22 protein-coding genes are annotated in these 20296 nt (G+C 68.3%); 9 read left to right on the top strand and 13 right to left on the bottom strand.

Features of this window, described 5'->3' with window-relative positions; all coding sequences use genetic code 11:
• Positions 1–48 precede the first annotated feature (48 nt).
• Positions 49–582 (bottom strand): CGNR zinc finger domain-containing protein, encoded by a 534-nt coding sequence (locus V9K99_RS21170; protein WP_337007187.1) that lies wholly within the window; start codon positions 580–582, stop codon positions 49–51.
• Between the two features lie 69 nt (positions 583–651).
• Between V9K99_RS21170 and V9K99_RS21165 the strand changes: the two genes are divergently transcribed.
• Both V9K99_RS21165 and V9K99_RS21160 read left to right on the top strand, forming a co-directional pair.
• Positions 652–1812, top strand: coding sequence for an MFS transporter (locus V9K99_RS21165; RefSeq protein ID WP_337007189.1), 1161 nt, complete (start codon positions 652–654; stop codon positions 1810–1812).
• A complete protein-coding gene (locus V9K99_RS21160; protein WP_337007191.1) occupies positions 1805–2392 on the top strand; it encodes a GNAT family N-acetyltransferase in 588 nt (195 codons plus the stop codon). The genes V9K99_RS21165 and V9K99_RS21160 overlap by 8 nt, the downstream gene beginning before the upstream one ends.
• Here the strand turns inward: V9K99_RS21160 and V9K99_RS21155 are convergent.
• A complete protein-coding gene (locus V9K99_RS21155; RefSeq protein WP_337007192.1) occupies positions 2379–3242 on the bottom strand; it encodes an SIS domain-containing protein in 864 nt (287 codons plus the stop codon). The two genes, V9K99_RS21160 and V9K99_RS21155, sit on opposite strands and share 14 nt — an antisense overlap.
• 119 nt (positions 3243–3361) lie before the next feature.
• On the opposite strand from V9K99_RS21155, the gene V9K99_RS21150 reads away from it, so the two are divergent.
• From V9K99_RS21150 to V9K99_RS21135, 4 genes are all read left to right on the top strand, one after another.
• Complete coding sequence (locus V9K99_RS21150) at positions 3362–4144, top strand: DeoR/GlpR family DNA-binding transcription regulator (RefSeq protein WP_112244167.1); 783 nt, start codon at positions 3362–3364, stop codon at positions 4142–4144.
• Between the two features lie 170 nt (positions 4145–4314).
• Positions 4315–5007 (top strand): O-methyltransferase, encoded by a 693-nt coding sequence (locus tag V9K99_RS21145; protein WP_337007204.1) that lies wholly within the window; start codon positions 4315–4317, stop codon positions 5005–5007.
• A gap of 21 nt (positions 5008–5028) precedes the next feature.
• Positions 5029–6051, top strand: a complete 1023-nt coding sequence (locus tag V9K99_RS21140; RefSeq protein ID WP_337007205.1) for an alpha/beta fold hydrolase — start codon at positions 5029–5031, stop codon at positions 6049–6051.
• 54 nt (positions 6052–6105) lie between these two features.
• On the top strand, positions 6106–6774 hold the full coding sequence (locus tag V9K99_RS21135) for a class I SAM-dependent methyltransferase (RefSeq protein WP_337007207.1): 669 nt from the start codon (positions 6106–6108) through the stop codon (positions 6772–6774).
• Here V9K99_RS21135 and V9K99_RS21130 read toward each other — a convergent pair.
• The 8 genes from V9K99_RS21130 to glgC are packed head-to-tail and all read right to left on the bottom strand — an operon-like array spanning position 6764 to position 14726.
• Entirely contained in the window at positions 6764–7486 is a 723-nt protein-coding gene (locus V9K99_RS21130) for an alpha/beta hydrolase family protein (RefSeq protein WP_337007209.1), read from the bottom strand. The genes V9K99_RS21135 and V9K99_RS21130 overlap by 11 nt on opposite strands.
• Positions 7479–8477, bottom strand: a complete 999-nt coding sequence (locus tag V9K99_RS21125) for an amidohydrolase family protein (RefSeq protein ID WP_337007210.1) — start codon at positions 8475–8477, stop codon at positions 7479–7481. The genes V9K99_RS21130 and V9K99_RS21125 overlap by 8 nt, the downstream gene beginning before the upstream one ends.
• Positions 8477–8995, bottom strand: coding sequence for a 3-hydroxyanthranilate 3,4-dioxygenase (locus tag V9K99_RS21120; protein WP_337007212.1), 519 nt, complete (start codon positions 8993–8995; stop codon positions 8477–8479). The genes V9K99_RS21125 and V9K99_RS21120 overlap by 1 nt, the downstream gene beginning before the upstream one ends.
• Positions 8995–9423: a RidA family protein gene (locus V9K99_RS21115; protein WP_337007214.1), complete on the bottom strand. Its 429-nt coding sequence runs from the start codon at positions 9421–9423 to the stop codon at positions 8995–8997. The genes V9K99_RS21120 and V9K99_RS21115 overlap by 1 nt, the downstream gene beginning before the upstream one ends.
• Positions 9420–10922, bottom strand: coding sequence for a 2-hydroxymuconic semialdehyde dehydrogenase (locus V9K99_RS21110; protein ID WP_337007215.1), 1503 nt, complete (start codon positions 10920–10922; stop codon positions 9420–9422). The genes V9K99_RS21115 and V9K99_RS21110 overlap by 4 nt, the downstream gene beginning before the upstream one ends.
• The gene (locus V9K99_RS21105; RefSeq protein WP_337007217.1) at positions 10919–12214 is read right to left on the bottom strand and encodes an FAD-dependent oxidoreductase; all 1296 of its coding nucleotides are present in this window, start codon (positions 12212–12214) and stop codon (positions 10919–10921) included. Before V9K99_RS21105 ends, V9K99_RS21110 begins: the two co-directional genes overlap by 4 nt.
• Entirely contained in the window at positions 12211–13473 is a 1263-nt protein-coding gene (gene kynU, locus V9K99_RS21100; protein WP_337007219.1) for a kynureninase, read from the bottom strand. The genes V9K99_RS21105 and kynU overlap by 4 nt, the downstream gene beginning before the upstream one ends.
• On the bottom strand, positions 13470–14726 hold the full coding sequence (glgC, locus tag V9K99_RS21095) for a glucose-1-phosphate adenylyltransferase (protein WP_337007221.1): 1257 nt from the start codon (positions 14724–14726) through the stop codon (positions 13470–13472). Before glgC ends, kynU begins: the two co-directional genes overlap by 4 nt.
• A 229-nt stretch (positions 14727–14955) precedes the next feature.
• On the opposite strand from glgC, the gene V9K99_RS21090 reads away from it, so the two are divergent.
• Together V9K99_RS21090 and glgA are read left to right on the top strand one after the other, a co-directional pair.
• Positions 14956–15501 carry a GNAT family N-acetyltransferase gene (locus V9K99_RS21090; protein ID WP_337007222.1) on the top strand — a complete coding sequence of 182 codons (546 nt, stop codon included), beginning with the start codon at positions 14956–14958 and terminating at the stop codon, positions 15499–15501.
• 18 nt (positions 15502–15519) lie between these two features.
• Entirely contained in the window at positions 15520–16677 is a 1158-nt protein-coding gene (gene glgA, locus V9K99_RS21085; RefSeq protein ID WP_337007223.1) for a glycogen synthase, read from the top strand.
• A 220-nt stretch (positions 16678–16897) separates the two neighbouring features.
• On the opposite strand, the gene V9K99_RS21080 is transcribed toward glgA, so the two are convergent.
• On the bottom strand, positions 16898–17794 hold the full coding sequence (locus V9K99_RS21080; RefSeq protein ID WP_337007224.1) for a helix-turn-helix domain-containing protein: 897 nt from the start codon (positions 17792–17794) through the stop codon (positions 16898–16900).
• A gap of 101 nt (positions 17795–17895) precedes the next feature.
• On the opposite strand from V9K99_RS21080, the gene V9K99_RS21075 reads away from it, so the two are divergent.
• Positions 17896–18750 (top strand): oxidoreductase, encoded by an 855-nt coding sequence (locus tag V9K99_RS21075; RefSeq protein ID WP_337007226.1) that lies wholly within the window; start codon positions 17896–17898, stop codon positions 18748–18750.
• Positions 18751–18841: 91 nt separating this feature from the next.
• Here the strand turns inward: V9K99_RS21075 and V9K99_RS21070 are convergent, their stop codons facing one another.
• Both V9K99_RS21070 and V9K99_RS21065 read right to left on the bottom strand, forming a co-directional pair.
• A complete protein-coding gene (locus V9K99_RS21070; RefSeq protein WP_337007228.1) occupies positions 18842–19294 on the bottom strand; it encodes a group II truncated hemoglobin in 453 nt (150 codons plus the stop codon).
• 33 nt (positions 19295–19327) lie between these two features.
• Positions 19328–20278, bottom strand: coding sequence for an aminoglycoside phosphotransferase family protein (locus tag V9K99_RS21065; protein ID WP_337007230.1), 951 nt, complete (start codon positions 20276–20278; stop codon positions 19328–19330).
• Between the last annotated feature and the right edge of the window lie 18 nt (positions 20279–20296).

Raw genomic sequence — 20296 nt, 5'->3', positions numbered from 1 at the left:
CCGCAGAGTGGCGCAAGCGCTTGCGCAAAGACCAGAGCTCAGCAGCCGTCAATTGCGCCGGCGAGCCCGGTACGACGCCACCCGGGTGCGGCTGGAGCAGGTAGGCGAGCAGAATCTGCGCGGCCTGCGCTCCGCCGCATTGACGAAAACCCGCTCACAGTCGACGGCCGCACACGTCCCGATCGCCTCGAATCCATGGCCGGCCGCGAACCCGGCCAGCCCGAGCGCCGTGGTCGCCGCCAGCCACTGCCCCCAGGTCGCCCCCGGCTTGGCCACATGCAGATGCCACGGCGATCCGTCGTGATCGGACAGATACGGGCGTACGGCGTACTCCTCGAGCAACTCGTTGAGAATCCGGGCCGCCTCGGCGGGGTTGGCGTGGAAGACCGGTCGGATCCGCTCCCGAACGACCCGCACCTCGGCCAGGTCGTCCTCGTCCAGCGTGATCGGCTCGGACTCGCCGTGCTCGAGCAGGAAGGTCCGGACATCGGCGGGCTCGTTGAGTTGCTCGGGTTCGAGGGTCCGGGTGTTGACCAGATCCACCGCGAGCCGCACCTGCCGGTCCGGCGTCTGAAGCTCCACAACTCCCCTTCCGTAACGTATTTGATAGCGTAACGCGTAACATCCAACTTCGCGTTACAGGAGGTCGGCGTGCCCAGCTACTACCTCGCTGCGACGCTCGCCAGGCTTGCTGACGAGATGGTGGCGTTCACGCTCATCCTGCTCGTGCTGGAGCGCACTGACAGTCCCACACTGGCCGGGGTCACGGGGGCCGCCTACGCACTGCCGGCCGTCGTCACCGGGCCACTACTCGGTACCTGGCTCGACAGAACGCCGTATCGCCGTGCCGCGCTTGCACTGAACCAGGCGGTGCTGGGCGTGGTCATGCTCAGCCTGCTAGCGGTGGTCGGCCACTCCGCGCACTGGATCACCCCCGCGCTCGCAGCCGTCGCCGGAGCGACGCTGCCGATGGTGAGCGGCGGCTTCACCAGCATGCTGCCCAGTCTGGTCCCTTCACAGCGGCTGGCTCGGGCGAACTCGCTGGAAGCGGCCAGCTTCGGTGCCGCGACCATCACCGGCCCGGCGACAGCAGCCACGATCGCGGCCACAGTGTCCGTCGAAGCTACTGCTCTGGTCATCGTGGTCGCGGCGGGCCTCAGCATCATCGCCATCACCCGCCTGCCGGCTCTCCCGCCCGCACTGACCCAGCACGAGCCCTTCATGGTCTCTGTCGTTGGCGGTCTGACTCATCTGATCCGCACGCCGCGGCTCAGGGCCACCACTGTGACGACCACGCTGGTTATGGGCGCGTCCGGCGTACTGCTGATCACCCTGCCCCTGCACATGGTGTCTTTGGACATGCCGAGATCCGCGGCCGGTTACCTCTGGACCGCACTGGAGATCGGCAGTGTTGCCACGGCTCTGCTGCTCGGACGGCTTCAGACCCGCTGGCGACCTGAGTACGTCGTCATCGTCGCCGCAGCCGCCGCTGGCCTCGTCATGACGACCTGGCCGCTGGCCACGAGTTTCGTCGTACTCCTGCTGCTTGCGGCCGCTACCGGACTGTTCGAGGGGCCGATGCTGCCGGCGATGTTCGCGGCCCGGCAGCAGTACAGCCCCGAGTCCCTGCAGGGCCGAGTCAGCACCACGGCTGCCAGCCTCCGGGTCGGCGCGTCAGCCCTGGGCCAAGCCACCGCCGGCCTGCTCATTCCCACCATCGGCACCCACGAGGCGCTTCTCGCGGTAGCTCTTACAGTGATCGCCGGAGCAGCCCTGGGTGCCCTCCCCACGAAGGTTGCTGTCCATGCTTGATGCCTGGGTCCACGGTTGGGCCATCTCCCGCAGTACCGCCGCACCGGTGCAGATCCCCGGTGGCTACCGCATCGACGTCGGTCTGCCCGGTCATCGGGTCCGCTACGTGCTTCCGACGTACGACGCCGGTCTGGTCGACGGACTCGGGGAGGCGGACACCTGGCTCAAGATCTGCGGGCACGTGGCGCTGGGTTCGCCTTGGCAGGTCCAGCCGCTGGAGTACCTGATGACTAGTCAGTTGACCGCCGCACCAGTGACCGTGGCTGCGTCCTACGAACTGCAGAGCACACGACGGAACAGCATCGTCGAGGTCATCGTGACGGCAGCCGACGGGTCGGTTGCTGCTCGGGGGAAGGCAGCACTCACGGGTGAAGCAGCCGTCTTCGACCAGATCGAGACGGACCCGCAGCACCGCCGACGCGGGCTCGGGCGGACAGTGATGAGCGCTCTGTCGACCTCAGCCCAGGACGCCGGTGCGACGACCGGCGTACTGGTTGCGACTGAGGACGGGCGGGCGCTCTACACCGCGCTGGGCTGGACGCTCCACTCTCCGATGACCGCTGCGGTCAGTCGAGGATGACGGAGCGGGTCAGGCTGCGGGGCTGGTCGGGGTCGAGGCCGAGGGCGAGGGCCTTGGCGACGGCGACGCGCTGGGCGACCACCAGGGACGCCATCGGGTCGAGGTCGGGGTGGTGGACGATCGTGGCGCCGGTGGCGGTGACGTCGTCGAGCAGGCCGGTCGGCGGCTCACCGAAGACCCAGACGCCGCGGCCGGGCTGGGCGATCGCGATCGGGCCGTGGCGGTAGTCCATCGCCGGGTAGGCCTCGGTCCACGCCGACGCGGCCTCACGCTGCTTCAGTGCCGCCTCGTGGGCCAGACCGACGGTCCACCGGGTGCCGACGTACGTGACCTGCTCCAGCTTCGCCAGCTCGTCCACGTCCACGGTCAGCGCGGTCACCGCGTCCGCAGCGGCCTGCCGGAGGTCCTCCCCCAGCGATGCCCGCAGCAGCGCCAGTGTGGTCGTCGCGAAGCGCGTCTGGACGACGGACTGCTCGTCGGCGAAGTCCAGGAGGATGGTGTGGTCGGCCAGCTCAGTGATTGGCGAGCCGACGGTCGCAGTGATCGCCACAGTCGGTACGTCGGTCGCCCGGATCAGGTCCAGCACCTCGGTCGTCGTACCGGAGCGGCTGATCACGACCACCACGTCGTACGCGCGTCCGGCCGGGAACTCCGAGCCCGCGAATGCGTCCGTCTCGCCCTGACCGTTGTCCTCGCGCAGGGCGGCGTACGCCATCGCCATGAACCACGACGTGCCGCAACCCACCGCGGCGACCCGTTGACCGGGCTTCGGCAATGCGCCACCGTACTGCGCGAAACCGTCCGAGACCTGCCGCCAGAGGTCCGGCTGAGTGGCGATCTCAGTGCTCACAAATGGCGTCTGCGTCATCTTGTCTCCGCGCTTGTCGTGGTCGAAACTGCTCGAACGTGATCGAATGGTGCCAACCGGCCGCCATCCGGCTGACCGATTGTGTGAAGGAGGAGCCCCGGGTGAAGCGTTATGAACGCCTGAACACCTTGCTCGAGTCGCTCGCCGAAAAGGGCGCCATCGACGTCGACGAGCTCGCCGAGCAGTTGCACGTGTCCGCGGCGACGATCAGGCGCGACCTGGACCACCTGGGCAAACAGCAGCTCCTCACCCGGACCCGGGGCGGCGCGGTCGCCAACGCGGTGTCGTACGACCTGCCGCTGCGCTACAAGACTGCGCGTTTCGCGTCGGAGAAGCAGCGGATCGCACAGGCCGCGGCCACCCTGGTCCGGCGCGGCATGGTGATCGGCATGAACGGCGGCACCACCATCTCCGAGGTGGCGCGCACGCTGGCGACCCGGCCGGAACTGTCCGCCGAGCACGGCGAGCCGGCCTTCACCCTGGTCACCAACGCGCTGAACATCGCCAACGAGCTGATCGTCCGGCCGCACGTCAAGATGGTGCTCACCGGCGGCGTCGCCCGGCCGCAGTCCTACGAGATGATCGGGCCGCTGTCGCACCGGATCCTGGCCGACCTGTCGCTGGACATCGCGTTCATCGGCGTCGACGGGATCGACGAGACCGGCGCCACCGCCCACCACGAGGGTGAGGCGAACATCAACCAGCTGATCGTCAGCCGGGCCGCCAAGGTCGTCGTGGTCGCCGACTCCTCCAAGCTGGGTCAGCGCGCGTTCGCCCGGATCTGCGAGCTGAGCGAGATCGACACGCTCGTCACCGACGCCCAGGCCGACGAGTCCCAGCTGGCCGTCTTCAAGGAAGCCGGGATCGACGTCATCCGGTCCTGAGCCGGTACGCCGTACACCTGGATTCACCCCGAGCCTCCCTTCCTGGGACGAGTCTTGCCTGCTGAGGTCGATCATATCTGACTCAAGCTACATAGTTATGAGCAGGACTGCGCAGTCTCAGCGTGGGAGGCACGGAAAGCGGACCTCGTGACGCTAGGCTTCGGATCAGGATGAGTAGCGCAGCGCCGCAACCTTGGGCAGAACACTGGGAGGGCATCATCGCCACCGGCATCGACCCGACGTCCTGGGCGTACGCCGAGGACTACACCGGTGAGGACGAAGTCGTCACCGGTGCACGGGCGAGCGCCGAGGACAGCGGTATCGCCGCGATCGGCCCGGGCACGGCCGCCGCGCTGAGCATGCTGGCCGCCAGCGTGGGCGCCAAGGCGGTCGTCGAGATCGGCACCGGCACCGGCGTCTCCGGGCTGGCGCTGTTGCGCGGTATGCGCACCGACGGCACCCTCACCACGGTCGACATCGACGCGGAGAACCAGCGGCTGGCCCGCAAGACGTTCCTCGACGCCGGCGTCCCGTCGAACCGGTTCCGCCTGATCGCCGGTGCCGGACTGGACGTGGTCACCCGGCTCACCGACGGCCACTACGACCTGGTCTTCTGCGACGCCGACCGGCGCCAGAACACGGCGTACCTGCACGAAGCCCTCCGTCTGCTCCGCCCCGGCGGCGTCGTCGCCTTCGCCGGCATCCTCACCGGCGGCCGCGTGGCGGACCCGGCCCACCGGGACCCGGACACCAACGCCCTGCGCGACCTCATTCGCGCCGTCCGCGACGACGACGACCTGGTCTCCGCCCTCCTCCCCACCTCCGAGGGCCTCCTGACCGCCGCGAAGCGCCTCACCACCTGACGGCACTGCCACAATCTCACCGTGGAGCAACGGCTCGGCACGGCGACGCTGGACGACGGGACTGCGATCCGATTCGCGGTGGTCGGTTCGGGTCCGTTCGCGCTCTGCGTGCCTGGGTGGGTTTCACATCTCGAGCTCGGTTGGGCGATCCCCGCAGAACGCCAGTTCTACGAGGGCCTGGCCAGTGGGCGCACCCTCGTCCGGTACGACCGTCCTGGAGTCGGGCTCTCGGAGACCACGGGCCGTGCGGACGTCATCGAGCTCGAAGTGCAGGTGATCCGCGCGGTCGCCAGGGCGGTCGGCATCGACGCGCTCGATCTGATCGGTGTTTCGTTCGGAGCGCCGCTGGCGGTGAAGTTCGCGGCTCGCCACCCTGAGTCGGTCAACCGGCTGGTGCTGTACGGCGGCTGGGTGCAGGGGAACGCGGTGGCGGCGCCGGCTGTTCGCGAGCACGTGCTCGGGCTCGTCGAGCAGCACTGGGGATTCGGCTCGGATGTCCTCACCGAAATCTTCGCGCCGGACGCCGACGCCGGTTTCCGCGCCGTCTTCTCCACCTATCAACGTGAGTCAGCCTCCGCCGCGACCGCACGGCGACTCCTCGCCACCTGTTACGAGATCGACGTGAGCGAGGATCTCGGCGACATCCGTGCGCAGACCACGGTGATCCACCGTGCTGACGATCGCGCGGCGCCGCTTGCCGAGGGCAAGCGGCTGGCGGATGGGATCGCCGGCGCGACCTTGAAAGTCTTGCCGGGCCGTACCCACCTGCCGTTCGTCGGCGATGTGGAAGCTCTCGTCAACGAAATCCGCTCCGGTCTCGGGCTGCCGCGGTTGCAGCGGACGGCGCGGCCCACGTTGACACCGCGGCAGGGACAGGTCGCGGCGCTGGTAGCCCAAGGTCTGTCGAATCGTCAGATCGCGGAACAGCTGGTCATCACCGAACGCTCGGCCGAATCACACGTCGAGCGGATCCGGTTGCGGATGGGTTTCCGCTCCCGGGCGCAGATCGCGGCCTGGTACGCCGCCGCGCACCCGACGGGGTGAAGTGCGGTATTTCCACGGCTGACCCGGCGGCAGTCGTGACGCCAGGATCGAGCCATGACGAGTTCCACGGTCCACCACACCCCGATCGACGGCTTCGACCCGCATCCACTGCGCGGCCGGTTCAATTCAGCGTTCTTCGCATGGATGGGCGGCTATATCGACCTGCACCTGCGCAAGCGCAAACGGGCGGTATTCACCGGGCTGCCGCAGACCGTGGTCGAGCTCGGATCGGGCGTGGGCGCAAACCTGCGCTACCTGCCGCCGGGGGCGCGGCTCATCGCGATCGAGCCGAACCCGTTCATGCACGCCCGGCTCCGGCGTGCGGCGGCCAGGCGAGGAGTCGACCTCGAGATCCGCGATGTCGTCGCTGAGCGCATCGACCTGCCGGACGCGAGTGCTGACGCCGTCATCTCCAGCCTTGTCCTGTGCAGCGTGGCGGACCCGGACGCTGTCCTCACCGAGGTGCGGCGCGTGCTGCGGCCGGGTGGACGGTTCAGCTTCGCCGAACACGTCGTGGCGAGGGAGCACACGCCGACCCGATGGGTGCAGCGTGCACTGCGCCGGCCCTGGGCATGGGTGTTCGAGGGCTGCTCGTGTGAGCGTGACCTGGCGAGGGCGATCGAGTCAGCGGGCTTCGCCAGCGTGGACCTTCAGCGATACCGGATCCATTCGCCCTTCCTGCCCTTCAACACCCACATCGCCGGCACCGCCATCAGCCGGTGAGGCGGGTCAGTTCGGCGGTGACGTCGTGCCAGGCGTCGGACAGGGGGTCGATGACGTCGAAGTGGCCGGCGCCTTCGACGCGGTGGAAGTGGGCGGTCGGGTGAGCGGTGAAGTAGGACTCGGTGACGGTGATGGGGACCCGGGTGTCGACGGAGCCGTGGATGAGGCTGACCGGGGCGATCGAGGCGGGCAGGTGGACCGGGTCCAGGTCGTTGCGGACGCCGCTGCCGATGAAGTCCTGTACGGCGCCCCCGTCCAGCCCCAGGCGGTCGGCCATCAACAGATCGGCGACCGGAGCCAGCGCGATCACACCGCGGAGCCGGACCGGGTTGAGCGTCGCGGCCGCCCACAGCGCGAGTTGGCCGCCCGCGGAGTGACCCATCAGCACGTACCCCGCGTGGACGTCGACCAGGTCCGGCAGGCTGTCCAGCGCCGTACGGACGTCTGAGGTGGTGGCATCGGGATTACCCGGCTCCCGGCGGTACTCCAGGGACAGCACCGGCCAGCCGAGGTCGGAGAGCGCTTCACCGAGGGGCCGGGCGTGCACCCGGTCGTACTCCGGCCGCCAGAAGCCACCGTGGACGAAGACGACCAGCGGGCGATACTCCTTGGCGTGCCAGTAGTCGATCACCTGGTCCGCGTGGTCGCCGTACCGAAGCTCCTCATCGGGCTCACGGGCCGCGCGGGTCAGAACCGATCGGTCTTCACTCATCAGACCTCCCGAGATAACGCAGGGCGTTCCCGGACAACAGCTTGTGCTGCTGATCCGCGGTCAGGAAACCGGACTTCCGTACCACCTCCCCGACCGGCCGCTCACCCAGTGGATAGGGATAGTCACTGCCGACCAGAACGCGGTCTTCCCCCACGGTATCCACAAGTAGCCGTAATGGCGCTGATTCGAACACGACTGTGTCGACGAAGAATCGATCCAGGTAGTGCGACGGTGGATGCTCTGAGCAACCACGCACGATGTCACCGCGCCGGTTCCAGGCGTTCTCCACCCGGCCCAGCCAGAACGCGAAACTCCCGCCCCCGTGGGCGAAACAGATCCGCAGGTACGGCGGAAGCGCGTCGAACGCACCGCCGAGGATCATCGCCAGCAGCGACAGGTGGGTCTCGGCCGGCATCCCGGTCAGCCAGCGAGCCATCCAGCGATCCAGTCGCGGCCCGCCCGGCATGTCCCACGGGTGCACCAATACCGGCGTACCGGTCTCGGCACAGTGGTTGAGAAAGGCAACGATTCCGGCGTCGTCGAGGTCCTTGTCGCCGACGTGGTTGCCGATCTCGACACCCACATGACCGGCCGCCCGGCACCGGTCCAGCTCGGCACAGGCCGCGTCCGGGTCCTGCAACGGCACCTGGCAGAACGGGACGAACCGGTTGTCCCCGGCAAGCGTCTCCAAGGTCAGGTCGTTGAAGATCCGGGCCACCTTCACCGCCTGGTCGGCCGGCCGGTCGTAGGCGAAGAACACCGGGGTCGGCGAGACCACCTGGAGATCGATGCCATCGGCATCCATGTCGGCACGGCGGACGGCCGGATCCCAGGTCTGCGGGCCGATCGGGCGGAACTCCGACTCGCCGACCATGATCATCGCGGCGCGTTCGGAGTCGATCCGCAGCCACGGCCAGCCGGCACCCCCACACGCTACCGAGAGATCCGGCCAGCCCTTCGGCACCAGATGTGTGTGGACGTCAACATTCATCAGCCTTTACCGCGGTGGAGTGTGCCGCACTCCGGGCAGGTGCGGGCGTCCTCACTCTCGTAGAAGGCTTTGAAGACCGGCGGCAGGTCGGCGACGATGTCGGTCACCTGGAGTTCGACCTCGTGCACGATGGCGTTGCAGTTCTCGCAGTACCAGCGGAACTTCTCCAGCACCCCGGGTTCACGGACTCGCTCGATCACCAGACCGATCGAGTCCGGACCGCGCTGCGGCGAGTGCGGCATGTTCCGCGGCAGGACCCACATCTCGCCCTCGTTGATGTCGACCCTGGCCGGCCCGTCCTCGGTCATCACGTCGACGTGCAGATGTCCACGGATCTGGTAGAAGAACTCTTCGTACGGATCGACGTGGAAGTCGGTGCGCTGGTTCGGTCCGCCGACCACCATGGTGATGAAATCGTCACCGGTCGGGAACATCTGCTTGTTGCCGACCGGCGGCTTCAGCAGGTGCTTGTTCTCCTCGATCCACTGCGGAAAGTTCGTCGACTCCAAGTTGACCATCACTCGCTCCTTTGCGGGCTGTGTCTTTGTGGGCCGGCCGCTACGGCAGATATCTCGATCAGCAGCTGGGGATGCGGCAGCTGATGGACTGCGACAGTCGTCCGGGCCGGCCCGGACTCGTCGAAGAATTCGCCATACACCTCGTTATAGCCCCCGAAGTCGTTCATCGACACCAGGTACGTCGTCACACTGACGAGATCCTCGAGCCCGGACCCGACCGCCGCCAGGATGTCCCGGATGTTCTCCAACACCGCCCGCGTCTGCTCCCGGATGTCCAACGACACCGTCCCGAACTCGTCCACCGACGCCCCGGCAATCGAGTTGTCCGGCCGCCGACTCGACGTCCCCGACACGAACGCGAACCCGTTCGCCACCTTCACATGCGGAAACCGCCCCCGCGGCACCGCCTTCCCGGGTACGACGGTCATGTGAGCTCCACGCAGACGTTGGTGGGTTCTGAGTAGAAGTCCAGGGAATGCCTTCCGCCTTCGCGGCCTACGCCGGAGAGTTTCATGCCGCCGAACGGGGTGCGGAGGTCGCGGAGGAACCAGGTGTTGACCCAGACGATGCCGACGTCCAGGGCGGTGCCGGAGCGGTGCGCGCGGCCGACGTCGCGGGTCCAGACGGTGGCCGCGAGCCCGTAGTCGGAGTCGTTGGCCAGCGCGTACGCCTCCTCCTCGGTGTCGAAGGGGGCGATGTGGCAGATCGGGCCGAAAATCTCCTCGGTGTTCGTCCGGGCCTCCGGCGGTAGCCCGGTGACCACGGTCGGTTGCACGTAGCAACCACCATCCCGGGCGTCGCCGAACGACGGTACGCCGCCACCGGCCAGGACCTGACCACCGTCGGTTCGGGCCAGGTCGTAGTACGCGAGAACCTTGTCGCGGTGCTGTTTCGAGATCAGCGGCATGTTCATCGTCGCCTCGTCGGCGGGCCAGCCGAAGGTCAACTCCGAGGCCCGCGCGGCCAGCCGCTCGGCGAATTGATCAAAGATCGGCCGCTCGACGTACAACCGCTCCGTGCACAGGCAGACCTGGCCACCGTTGGTGAACACCGATCGCACCGATCCTTCGACCGCGGCATCGAGATCGCAGTCGGCGAAGATCAGCCCCGCGTTCTTCCCGCCGAGCTCGAACGACACCGACTTCACCCGGTCCGCGGCGACCTTCGCGATCGCCGTACCGGTCGCCGACTCGCCGGTGAACGTGATCGCGTCCACCCCGGGATGCCGGGTCAGGTACTCCCCCGCCGACGACGGCCCGAACCCGTGCACCAGGTTGAAGACGCCAGCCGGTACGCCGGCCTCCGCCATCACCTCGGCCAGCACGGTCGCCGACGCGGGCGTCTCCTCGGACGGCTTGACCACGACCGCGTTGCCGCAGGCAAGCGCCGGCGCGACCTTCCAGGTGAGCAGCAGCAACGGCAGGTTCCAGGGCACGATGATCGCGACCACGCCGACAGGCTTGCGTACGGCGTAGTTCAGCGCCCGCCGGCCATCCGGCAGCACGGTCGTGTACGACTCGGTCGAGGCGGTCGTCGCGAAGTCCGCGAAGGCACGGAAATTCGCCGCACCCCGAGGGATGTCCAGCGTGCGCGCCTGGCTGATCGACTTGCCGGTGTCGCCGACCTCGGCCGCGACCAGATCGTCGAAGCGACGCTCGAGGACGTCCGCGACCCGCCGCAGTACGACGGCCCGCTCCTGCTCACTCATCCGCCCCCACGGACCCCGCAGCGCGGCCCGAGCGGACTGCACAGCCGCATCCACAGTGTCCGCCGAGGCCTCGCAGACATCGAAGATCTGCTCACCCGTCACCGGACTCAGCTTCGCGAACGTCGACCCGCCCTCGACGAACTCACCGTCGACGAAGTTGCGCAACAGCCCGGGGCGCGACACCCGCCCGGCCAGCAGATCAGGACTCCACAAACTCATCGCCGCCTCCGCAGCAACCCGATCGCGACGGCACCGATCCCGGCGATCACCACGCCGAGGATCTGGTGCTGACGCCGTACCCGCTGCCGGACTTCCGCGTACGGCGTCGTCGAGAAGGACACCAGCTCGTAGCGGGAGACGTATCGGCCCGGCAAGGCCCGCTCCAACGCGTGCTCGATCCGCTTGGTCAGCCGGAACACCGGTGACGCCACCTTGTCGCGCATCTCGACGAAGTTCGCCAGCGCCATCTCCGCGATCGCCTCGGTGTTCTCCCGCCGGCGCGCCTCGAACAACGGCAGCGCCCGGGCCCACGAACCGCCGGTGTCGTCGAGGCAGCGATCCAGCTCGACCACGTCCTCGAAGGCACAGTTCGCGCCCTGACCGTAGAACGGCACGATCGCGTGGGCCGCGTCGCCGAGCAGCGCCGTCCGGCCGTGGGCCTGCCAGGGCAGGGTGTGCACGGTGCCGAGTACGCCGACCCGGTTGTTCAGGTAGTCGTCCACCAGATCCGGTGCCAGTGGCAACAAGTCCGGGTAGTGCTCGGCAAAGTGCTGCCAGATCTCGGCGGCTGACGTGAGCGCGTCGAAGGATCCGGACGGCCAGAACAGTGTGCAGGTGAAGGAGCGGTCCGGGTTCGGGAGGGCGATCATCATCGACGTACCGCGCGGCCAGATGTGCAACGCGCCCGGATCCAGCGCGAATTCGCCGTCCGCGGCCGGGATCGACAGCTCCTTGTAGCCGTAGTCGAGGAAGTCGACATCCTCGGCGACGATGCCCTCCGCCAGCAACTGCTCACGGACCGCGGACCCGGCGCCGTCGGCTCCGAGGACGACGTCCGCCTCGGCCGAGACCTTCCCGGACGGAGTCGCGAACACCATCCGCCCGGCCTGCGAGTCCAGCTCGACCAGCCGATGCTCGAACACGACCGTCACCCCGGGAGCATCCGCAGCGGCGGACAGCAGCGCGTTGTTGAGCGCACCCCGGCTGATCGAGTTGATCGCCCGGTCCCCGGCGGCCGAGTACTGCTGGAAGTCCAGCGGCCCCTCGACCGGATGGATCATCCGGCCCTTCATCGGCAGCGCGTCGGCCATCACCTGGTCGACCAGATCGATCCGCCGCAGCGCGTCCAGGCCGCGCTCGGAGATTGCCAGGTTGATCGACCGGCCCCGCTCGGTCGGCCCGACCCGCGGATCCGGCCGCCGCTCGTACAGCGTCACCGCCAGCCCTCGCCGGGCCAGGAAACAGGCGAGCAGGCTCCCGGTCAGCCCTGCCCCAACGATCGCGACCGTCACGCCGGCACCGCCTCGGTCAGTGCTGACGCCGCACGCCAGCAGTCGTGGTACGTCGAATACAGCGGCACCGGAGCAAGACGCAGTACGTCGGGCTCCCGAGAGTCCGCAATCACGCCGTGCTCGAATCGAAGCCGCTTCGCCAGCTCCCCCGCCCGGAGCGAACCGCTGATCCGCAGCGACAACTGCGCGCCGCGCTGATGCGGGTTCGAGGGCGTGATCACCCGCAACGGCCGCCCCGGCGTGACCCCGGCCAGCAACTTCTCCAGGTACGACGTGAGCCGCAGACTGCGCTCGCGCAACACCTCCATGCCGATCTGGTCGAAGATCGTCAGCGAGGTCCGGACCGGGCTCATCGAGAAGATCGGCGGATTCGACACCTGCCAGGCATCCGCGGACGCGGGCGGGCGCGATTCCGGCGCCATCTCGAACCGCGTCGACGCCTCGGTGCTCCACCACCCCTCGAAGCGGGGCAGCTCGCCACCGAGATGACGCTCGTGCACGAAGGCACCGGCGAGCGCACCGGGCCCGGAGTTCAGGTACTTGTACGAGCACCAGGCGGCGAAGTCCACACCCCAATCGTGCAACGACAACGGGACGTTCCCGGCCGCGTGGGCGAGATCCCAGCCGACGACCGCACCGGCCGCGTGACCGGCCTTGGTGATCGTCGGGATGTCCATCAGCTCACCGGTCAGGTAGTTCACCCCGCCGAGCAGCACCAGCGCCACGTCGCTGCCCAGTTGCTCGACGACGTCCGTCGTACGCAGGCAATCCTCGCCGGGGCGGGGCCGGAGGCGGATGATCGCGTCGTCGGCGTCGTACCCGTGGAAGCGGGCCTGGGAACGGACCGCGTAGCTGTCGGACGGGAAGGCCGAGTCCTCGACCACGATCCGGTGCCGCGAGCGGGTCGGACGGTAGAACGAGACCATCAGCAGGTGCAGGTTGACCGTCAGCGAGTTCATCACCACGGTCTCGCTCGGCAACGCACCGATCAGGCGGGCGGCCGGACCGGTCAACAGCTCGTGGTACGGCAGCCAGGGCCGGTCCGCGTCAAGGTGTCCCTCGACACCGAGCGCGGCCCACGCGTCCAGGTCCTCGAGCAGCTCGGTCCTGGTCGCCTTCGGGCGCAGGCCGAGCGAGTTGCCGGCGAAGTAGGCGACGTCCGGGTAGTCGCCACCTTGGGCCGGGGGTACGTCGAACAGCTGCCGGTGCCCGGGGTCCTGGGCATCGAGCTCGAGTGCCTCAGCCTCCTCCGGGTTCACGCCTCGGCGACCTCGTCCTTCGTCTCGGTGGCCGGGATCACCTGCCCCTTGCCGAGGACGGTGACGCCGCCCTTGGACACGGTGAAGCCGCGCTCCCGGTCGTAGTCCGGATCGACACCGATCTCGACTCCGTCCGGGATGACCACGTTCTTGTCCAGGATGACGTTCTTGAGAACGACGTTCGCGCCGATCTTGCAGTTGTCCATGATCACCGAGCGGTCGATCGTCGCACCCGAACTGACGATCACGTTCGCGCCGATCACCGAGTGCTCCACGGTCGCGCCGGACACGATCGAGCCCTGGCAGACGATCGACTCGCCGACGGTCGCGTCGTCGGTGAACTTCGCGCCCGGCAACTGCGGGTGCGAGGTGAAGATCGGCCAGTCGGAGTTGTACAGGTTGAACACCGGCTGGATCGAGACCAGGTCCATGTGCGCCTCGTGGTAGGAGTCCAGCGATCCCACGTCACGCCAGTACGAACGGTCCCGCTCCAGCGCGCCGGGGACGTCGTTCTCCTTGAAGTCGTAGACACCGGCCTTGCCCTCGGCAACCAGCAGGGGGACGATGTCGCCGCCCATGTCGTGCCGGGACGCCGGGTTGGCCGCGTCCTTGCGCAGCGCGTCGACCAGGACGTCGGCGCTGAACACGTAGTTGCCCATCGACGCGAACGTCTCGTCCGGCGAGTCCGGCAGCCCGGGCGGGTCGGCCGGTTTCTCCAGGAACTCCTCGATCACATGACCGTCCGCGGCGGTCTTGATCACGCCGAACTCGGTCGCCTCCACCCGCGGCACCCGGATGCCGGCCACGGTGACGCCGTTCCCGCGCTCGATATGCGCCGCCACCATCTGGGAGGCGTCCATCCGGTACACGTGGTCGGCGCCGAACACCACGATGATGTCGGGTTTGTGGTCGTTGATCAGGTTCATCGACTGGTAGATCGCGTCCGCGCTGCCCTGGTACCACTGCGGGCCGAGCCGCTGCTGGGCCGGGACGCAGGTGACGAAGTTGCCGAGCAGGGTCGACATTCGCCAGGTCAGCGTGACGTGCCGGTCCAGCGAGTGCGACTTGTACTGCGTCAGCACGCACAGGTTGCGATACCCGGCGTTGACCAGGTTGGACAGGACGAAGTCGATCAGGCGATAACTGCCGCCGAACGGCACGGCCGGTTTGGCCCGGTCTGCCGTCAGCGGCATCAGCCGCTTCCCTTCGCCACCCGCCAGGACGATTCCGAGAACTTTGGGCGCCTTTGCCATGTCCGCACCTTAGCCTCAATCCGTGGATCCTGGCAGCCGCGAGCAGGTGCTCGGCGGAGTGCAGCGCAAGGCGGAGGACGAGGCTCGGAGTGGGGTTCTCCGTGCCTCGTCCTCCAACGCCGCGATGTGCCCGCCGAGTGCCGCGCAGCGCGGCAGGATCCACGGACTGAGGCTAAGTCCGGGATGACCGGTGACATAAGACGCTTGCGAGTGTCGCCACACTGAGTACATGCCGATCCTCACCGAACCCACTGTTGCCGTTCACCGTTCGTTCCTCGCCGCGTGGGACGAGGCGGGGCCGGACCAGGAGCGGTGGATGGGTGCCCGGGTGATCGTCGGCGACGAGGAGGAGTGGAGCCGGGAGCAGGCGGCGGATCCGGCCGAGTTCGCCCGCCTGGTCGAGGGCATCAAGACCGAGGCGGACCCGGAGACCGAGCTGCCGCCGGACTTCGTGCACCAGACCGTGCTCTGGTTCGTCGACGGCGCCGAGTGGCTCGGCCGGCTCTCGATCCGGCACGACCTGACCCCGGCCCTGATCGAGCTCGGCGGCCACATCGGGTACTACGTCCGCCCGTCGGCCCGGCGCAAGGGGTACGCGACCCAGATGCTGGTCCAGTCACTCCCGGTCGCGGCCGGCCTCGGCATCGACCCGGCCCTGCTCACCTGCGACACCGACAACACGCCGTCCCGCCGCGTGATCGAGGCGGCCGGCGGCGAACTGGAAGACGAGCGACACGGAAAGCTGCGCTTCTGGGTACCGACACGAACGGCCTGATGTCCTAGGGTCGGCTGCATGAAGGTCGCCATCCTGACGCGTGAGTTTCCTCCGGACGTGTACGGCGGGGCGGGGGTGCACGTGGACTTCCTGGTCCGCGAGCTCCGTCGCCTGCTCGAGGTGGACGTGCATTGCATGGGCGAACCACGCCACGGTGCGGTCGCGCACTCCGAGGACGACCCGCGCATCCCGAAGGCGAACGCGGCGCTGCGCATCCTCTCCACCGACCTGACCATGACCGCCGCGGTCAGCGACGCACAGCTCGTGCACTCCCACACCTGGTACGCCAACATGGCCGGTCACCTGGCCAAGCTCCTGTACGGCGTACCGCACGTGGTGACCGCGCACTCGCTGGAGCCGCGCCGCCCGTGGAAGGCCGAGCAGCTGGGCGGCGGCTACCGCCTGTCCAGTTGGGCCGAGCGTACGGCGTACGAGGCTGCCGACGCCGTGGTCGCGGTGAGTCGCGGCATGCGGGACGACGTACTGGACTGCTACCCGGACATCGACCCGGCCAAGGTGCACGTGATCTCGAACGGGATCGACGCCGACTTCTACCGCCCGGACCCGGCGACCCACGTGCTCGAGCGGCTCGGCGTCGACCTGAACCGGCCATACGTGACGTTCGTCGGCCGGATCACCCGGCAGAAGGGCGTCCCGCACCTCCTCCGGGCCGGCCTGCAACTGGACCCGTCGGTCCAGCTGGTGCTGCTCGCCGGCGCGGCCGACACGGTCGAGCTGAAGGCGGAGACGGACGCGCTGATCGACGGCCTGAAGGCGGCCCGGGACGGCGTGTTCGTGGTCTCCGAGATGCTGCCGCGCGAGGACGTCCGGCAGGTGCTGACCCACGCGCTGGCGTTCTGCTGCCCGTCGATCTACGAGCCGCTCGGCATCGTCAACCTGGAGGCGATGGCGTGCGAGACGGCCGTCGTCGCGAGCGCGGTCGGCGGCATCCCCGAGGTTGTTGACGACGGCGTCACCGGCACCTTGGTCCGGTACGACGAGGACGACACCGACACGTTCGAACGCGACCTGGCCGCGGCCGTCAACGACCTGATCGCCAACCCAGCCAAGGCCGAAGCGATGGGCAAGGCCGGCCGCGACCGCGCCGTCACCCAATTCGGCTGGGACGCCGTCGCCGACCGCACCGTCCAGCTCTACAACAACCTGCTCGCGTAGCAGAACCCCCACCCCGAGGCGGGATCAAACACCCTCGTTGGCCCGGCATCCGACCGCTGAGCTGAGGCATGACCCCAGCCCAGCCCCGCGCAAGCCCTCGTCAACCAGCCCCGCGGAAGCCGCTGTCGTCCACCCCCAGCCTCGCGCGAGCCGTCCGCGCCTTCACCCCGTAGCCCGTCGGTGGCGTGCACCTGTTAGTCCGTTGGCTGTGTGCTCCGCTCTAGTCCGTCGGCTGGTTGCTTCGTTCTTGATCCGTTGGCTGGTTGCTTCGCTTGGGCACCTCCTCGCTGGAGGCGGTGAGGCTGCCCAGCAGGGCGAGCAGCTCGGCGTCGCGACTGCCGGGGGTGGCGTGGTAGACGACCAGCGTCATCGTGTCGGTGCCGCCGATCGTGAGTTTGTCCTTCTTCAACTCGATCTCCCCGACCTCCGGATGGGTCAGCACGCTCGTCCGCCCGCGCCTCGGCTTCACGTCATGCCGGGCCCACAGCTGCCGGAAGCGTTCGCTGCGGACGGACAGGTCCCCGACCAGTTCGACGAGTCGCGGATCGTCGACATTCGCGCCGAGCTCGGACCGCAGTATGGCGACGCCCTCCTCGGTCAGGTTCTCCCAATCCGCGCGGAGGGCCTGCTCTGCGGGGTCGAGGAAGACCTTGGTCAGCAGATTGACGCCGACGGTGTAGCTGGGCGACAACGCGGCCGCCAAAGCGTTGACAGCCAGGATGTCGGTGTACTTGTTCTGCACGTAGGCCGGGTTGTTCGGCCAGCCTTCGATCAGTTCGAGGATGCTTGGTGGCACCGGCTCGGGTCTCGGCCGCTGCCGCGACTTCGGGACGGCACGAGGACGCTCCTGGGCGAGGCCGATCAGGTACGCCGTCGCGTCTGCGTCGAGCCGCAGTACGTCGGCCAACGCGCCGAGCACCTGCACGGACGGGTTCCGGTCGCGCCCCTGCTCCAGTCGCAGGTAGTAATCCGAGCTGATCCCGGCAAGCATCGCGACCTCCTCGCGGCGCAGGCCCGGCACCCGCCGCAGCCCGACGCGCCGGATCCCGACCTGCTCAGGCTGAACCTGCTCGCGTCGGGCCCGGAGGAATTCGCCGAGTGCGTTCGTGCTGTCCATGCCGTCCACCGTAGCCGCGCGCACCGGCTTGTTCCTGGGTCTGTCAGTCCCAGGATCAAGGGAACCTCCCACCTTGCCCGAGCTTGCTGAACAGTGGAGGCATGACAGGCACAACCATCACTCTCGCCCCCGACCTCACCATCACCCGGATGGGGTACGGCACCATGCAGCTCGCCGGCCCTGGCGTCTTCGGACCACCCAAGGACCGCGACCAGGCGATCGCCGTACTGCGGGAAGCGGTGGACCTGGGCATCACCCATATCGACACCAGCGACTTCTACGGCCCCACGGTCGTCAACGAACTCATCAAGGAAGCCCTGCACCCCTACCCGGCGGACCTGCACCTGGTCACCAAGGTCGGCGCCCGCCGCGGCGACGACACCAGCTGGAACCCAGCGCTCGACCCGGACGACCTCAAGGCCGCAGTCCACGAGAACCTCGAGCACCTCGGTCTCGACGTGCTCGACGTCGTCAACCTGCGGAGCATGGCGCACGACGGCGGCAGCGAGGGCTCGATCGCCGAGGCGTTCACCGCCCTGGCCGAGCTGCAACAGGAAGGCCTGATCCGCCACCTCGGCCTCAGCGGCGTCACCATCGCACAGATCCGCGAGGCCCAGGCCATCGCCCCGGTCGTCACCGTCCAGAACCTCTACAACCTGGTGAACCGCCAAGACGACGACGTAGTCGACTTCTGCGCCGACGAGAACATCGCTTTCGCCTCGTTCTTCCCCCTCGGCGGCTTCACCCCTCTCCAGTCCGAGACCCTGGCAAAGGTAGCCACCCGCCTCAACGCCACCCCTCAACAAGTCGCCCTTGCCTGGCTCCTCCAACGCTCCGCCACCAGCATCGTCATCCCAGGCACCTCCTCAGTAGCCCACCTCCGAGAAAACACAGCCGCCGCCGACCTGGTCCTCCCCCAAGACGCAATCACCGAACTAAACACCATCGGAGGCTGACCGCCAGGACGCTCAGAGCACGCACGAGAGTTCCTGCACCTCTGCGCCCTTACCGCAGACTGCCTCGGCGCTGGCGACCGTGGATGACGCGTCAGTCGGTGACCAGGCCGTCCCAGGACCAGCGGGGGATTGAAAGGTCGGGAGGTACGTCGGCGGCGGAGCCGGTGTACTTCGTCATGGCGACGGTCGTCGACCAGCTGAAGTAGTCGTGCAGGACTGTGCACAGGCGATCGTCAGCGGCCAGGCCTGTGTCGGTCAGAGCCTGGTCGAAGCAGGCGATGGCGCGGCGATCCATCTCCTCGTGCGGACCGTTCCCGCTGTGGATCCGGACGACGTACGACTCGGTCCCATAGGAATCCGTGTACGCCGACGGGCCGCCGAGCGCCTCGCCCCAGTACGCCGCCAGCCGCTCCGTGTGGTCCGGTCGAAACCCATGGCTGAACGCGTGACTCACTACCTCGTCCGCCAAGACCCGCTCGTGCCACGCATGCGCCAGCCGCAGCATTCCGTCAGCCCCACCCGCCGCCTCGAACACCGTCACCATCCGCCCACCCTGGCACTGCACCCCCACGCTCCGTCAACAGCTTGGCTTCGCACCCGAGGGGCCCACACCGAGTGCGGTGAATCGCGCGGCCAGGTCGTCGACCCATGCTTCCGGTGTTCGGTGATCCGGCAACGGCACCCCCGCTTCGCTCCGCCACAGCGCATCGCCGAGGGCAGTACGCAGGTGCCAGGCCATCACCCGATCAACTGCCAACTCGCGCCCGGTGAGGCGCCGGAAGTGACGCAGGGTCGCAGTCAGCAACTCGACACCCGGACCCGTTCCGGGAAACGCACGCAGGTCGTACTCGGGCTCGGCAAGCCCGACAGTCTCGAAGTCGACCACCACGTGGAGGTTCCCGCGATCCCATACCTGATTGCCGCCGTGCAGATCGCCATGCACCACCACACTCGGCCGCGACGTTGCCAGGACCTCACCAGCCCAGTCACACCAAAGCTCGACGGTACGGCGCTGATCCGGCCGAGCCCACCTCGGGAACCGATCGCGCAGGACGTCTGTGGTGGGCGGTTGCAGTGGCGCCGGAGCAAGTTCACCAACGGCGGCCTCAACCCGCTCCCGCGTCGCCTCCTGCTGCAACTCCCCGAGAAACATCGCGAGCTGCCGACCCGCCTGCTCGCGGTCGATCGAATCCACGACATCGAACAGCGCTGTCCCCTGCACGAGCCTGGTCACCAGGAGCAACGGATCGGTGCTGCTCGCAGCAACCTCGGGCAGAAACGGAACCGCCGGCTCCTGCCCCAATGCCGCCAGCACAGCGATCTCATGCGCCAGCCGGAGCCCAGCGGGCCGCGACCACGCGAACTTGACGACAAACCGCCCACCGACAACTGCGCTCCCGGACCACCACTGAGGATCGTCCTCACCCAGTGACTCCCGTACGACGATCGAGCAGTCACCCAACTCAGGCGCCACAACCCGCAACGCCTCACCAACCGCTGCGGCCGACCCGTCCTCCAACCACCTCATCGCCAATGAGGCTACTCC

Source organism: Kribbella sp. CCNWLW201, assembly GCF_037203805.1.
Lineage (GTDB): Bacteria > Actinomycetota > Actinomycetes > Propionibacteriales > Kribbellaceae > Kribbella.
This window is presented reverse-complemented; position numbering and strand designations above follow the sequence as displayed.

Coding starts and splice junctions, on each gene's coding strand:
- V9K99_RS21070 (WP_337007228.1), bottom strand. CDS start 19,294: ATGGTGACGGTGTTCGAGGCGGCGGGTGGGGCTGACGGAATGCTGCGG.
- V9K99_RS21120 (WP_337007212.1), bottom strand. CDS start 8,995: ATGGTCAACTTGGAGTCGACGAACTTTCCGCAGTGGATCGAGGAGAAC.
- V9K99_RS21115 (WP_337007214.1), bottom strand. CDS start 9,423: ATGACCGTCGTACCCGGGAAGGCGGTGCCGCGGGGGCGGTTTCCGCAT.
- V9K99_RS21090 (WP_337007222.1), top strand. CDS start 14,956: ATGCCGATCCTCACCGAACCCACTGTTGCCGTTCACCGTTCGTTCCTC.
- V9K99_RS21145 (WP_337007204.1), top strand. CDS start 4,315: ATGAGTAGCGCAGCGCCGCAACCTTGGGCAGAACACTGGGAGGGCATC.
- glgC (WP_337007221.1), bottom strand. CDS start 14,726: ATGGCAAAGGCGCCCAAAGTTCTCGGAATCGTCCTGGCGGGTGGCGAA.
- V9K99_RS21065 (WP_337007230.1), bottom strand. CDS start 20,278: ATGAGGTGGTTGGAGGACGGGTCGGCCGCAGCGGTTGGTGAGGCGTTG.
- V9K99_RS21080 (WP_337007224.1), bottom strand. CDS start 17,794: ATGGACAGCACGAACGCACTCGGCGAATTCCTCCGGGCCCGACGCGAG.
- V9K99_RS21075 (WP_337007226.1), top strand. CDS start 17,896: ATGACAGGCACAACCATCACTCTCGCCCCCGACCTCACCATCACCCGG.
- V9K99_RS21135 (WP_337007207.1), top strand. CDS start 6,106: ATGACGAGTTCCACGGTCCACCACACCCCGATCGACGGCTTCGACCCG.
- V9K99_RS21110 (WP_337007215.1), bottom strand. CDS start 10,922: ATGAGTTTGTGGAGTCCTGATCTGCTGGCCGGGCGGGTGTCGCGCCCC.
- V9K99_RS21125 (WP_337007210.1), bottom strand. CDS start 8,477: ATGAATGTTGACGTCCACACACATCTGGTGCCGAAGGGCTGGCCGGAT.
- glgA (WP_337007223.1), top strand. CDS start 15,520: ATGAAGGTCGCCATCCTGACGCGTGAGTTTCCTCCGGACGTGTACGGC.
- V9K99_RS21130 (WP_337007209.1), bottom strand. CDS start 7,486: ATGAGTGAAGACCGATCGGTTCTGACCCGCGCGGCCCGTGAGCCCGAT.
- V9K99_RS21160 (WP_337007191.1), top strand. CDS start 1,805: ATGCTTGATGCCTGGGTCCACGGTTGGGCCATCTCCCGCAGTACCGCC.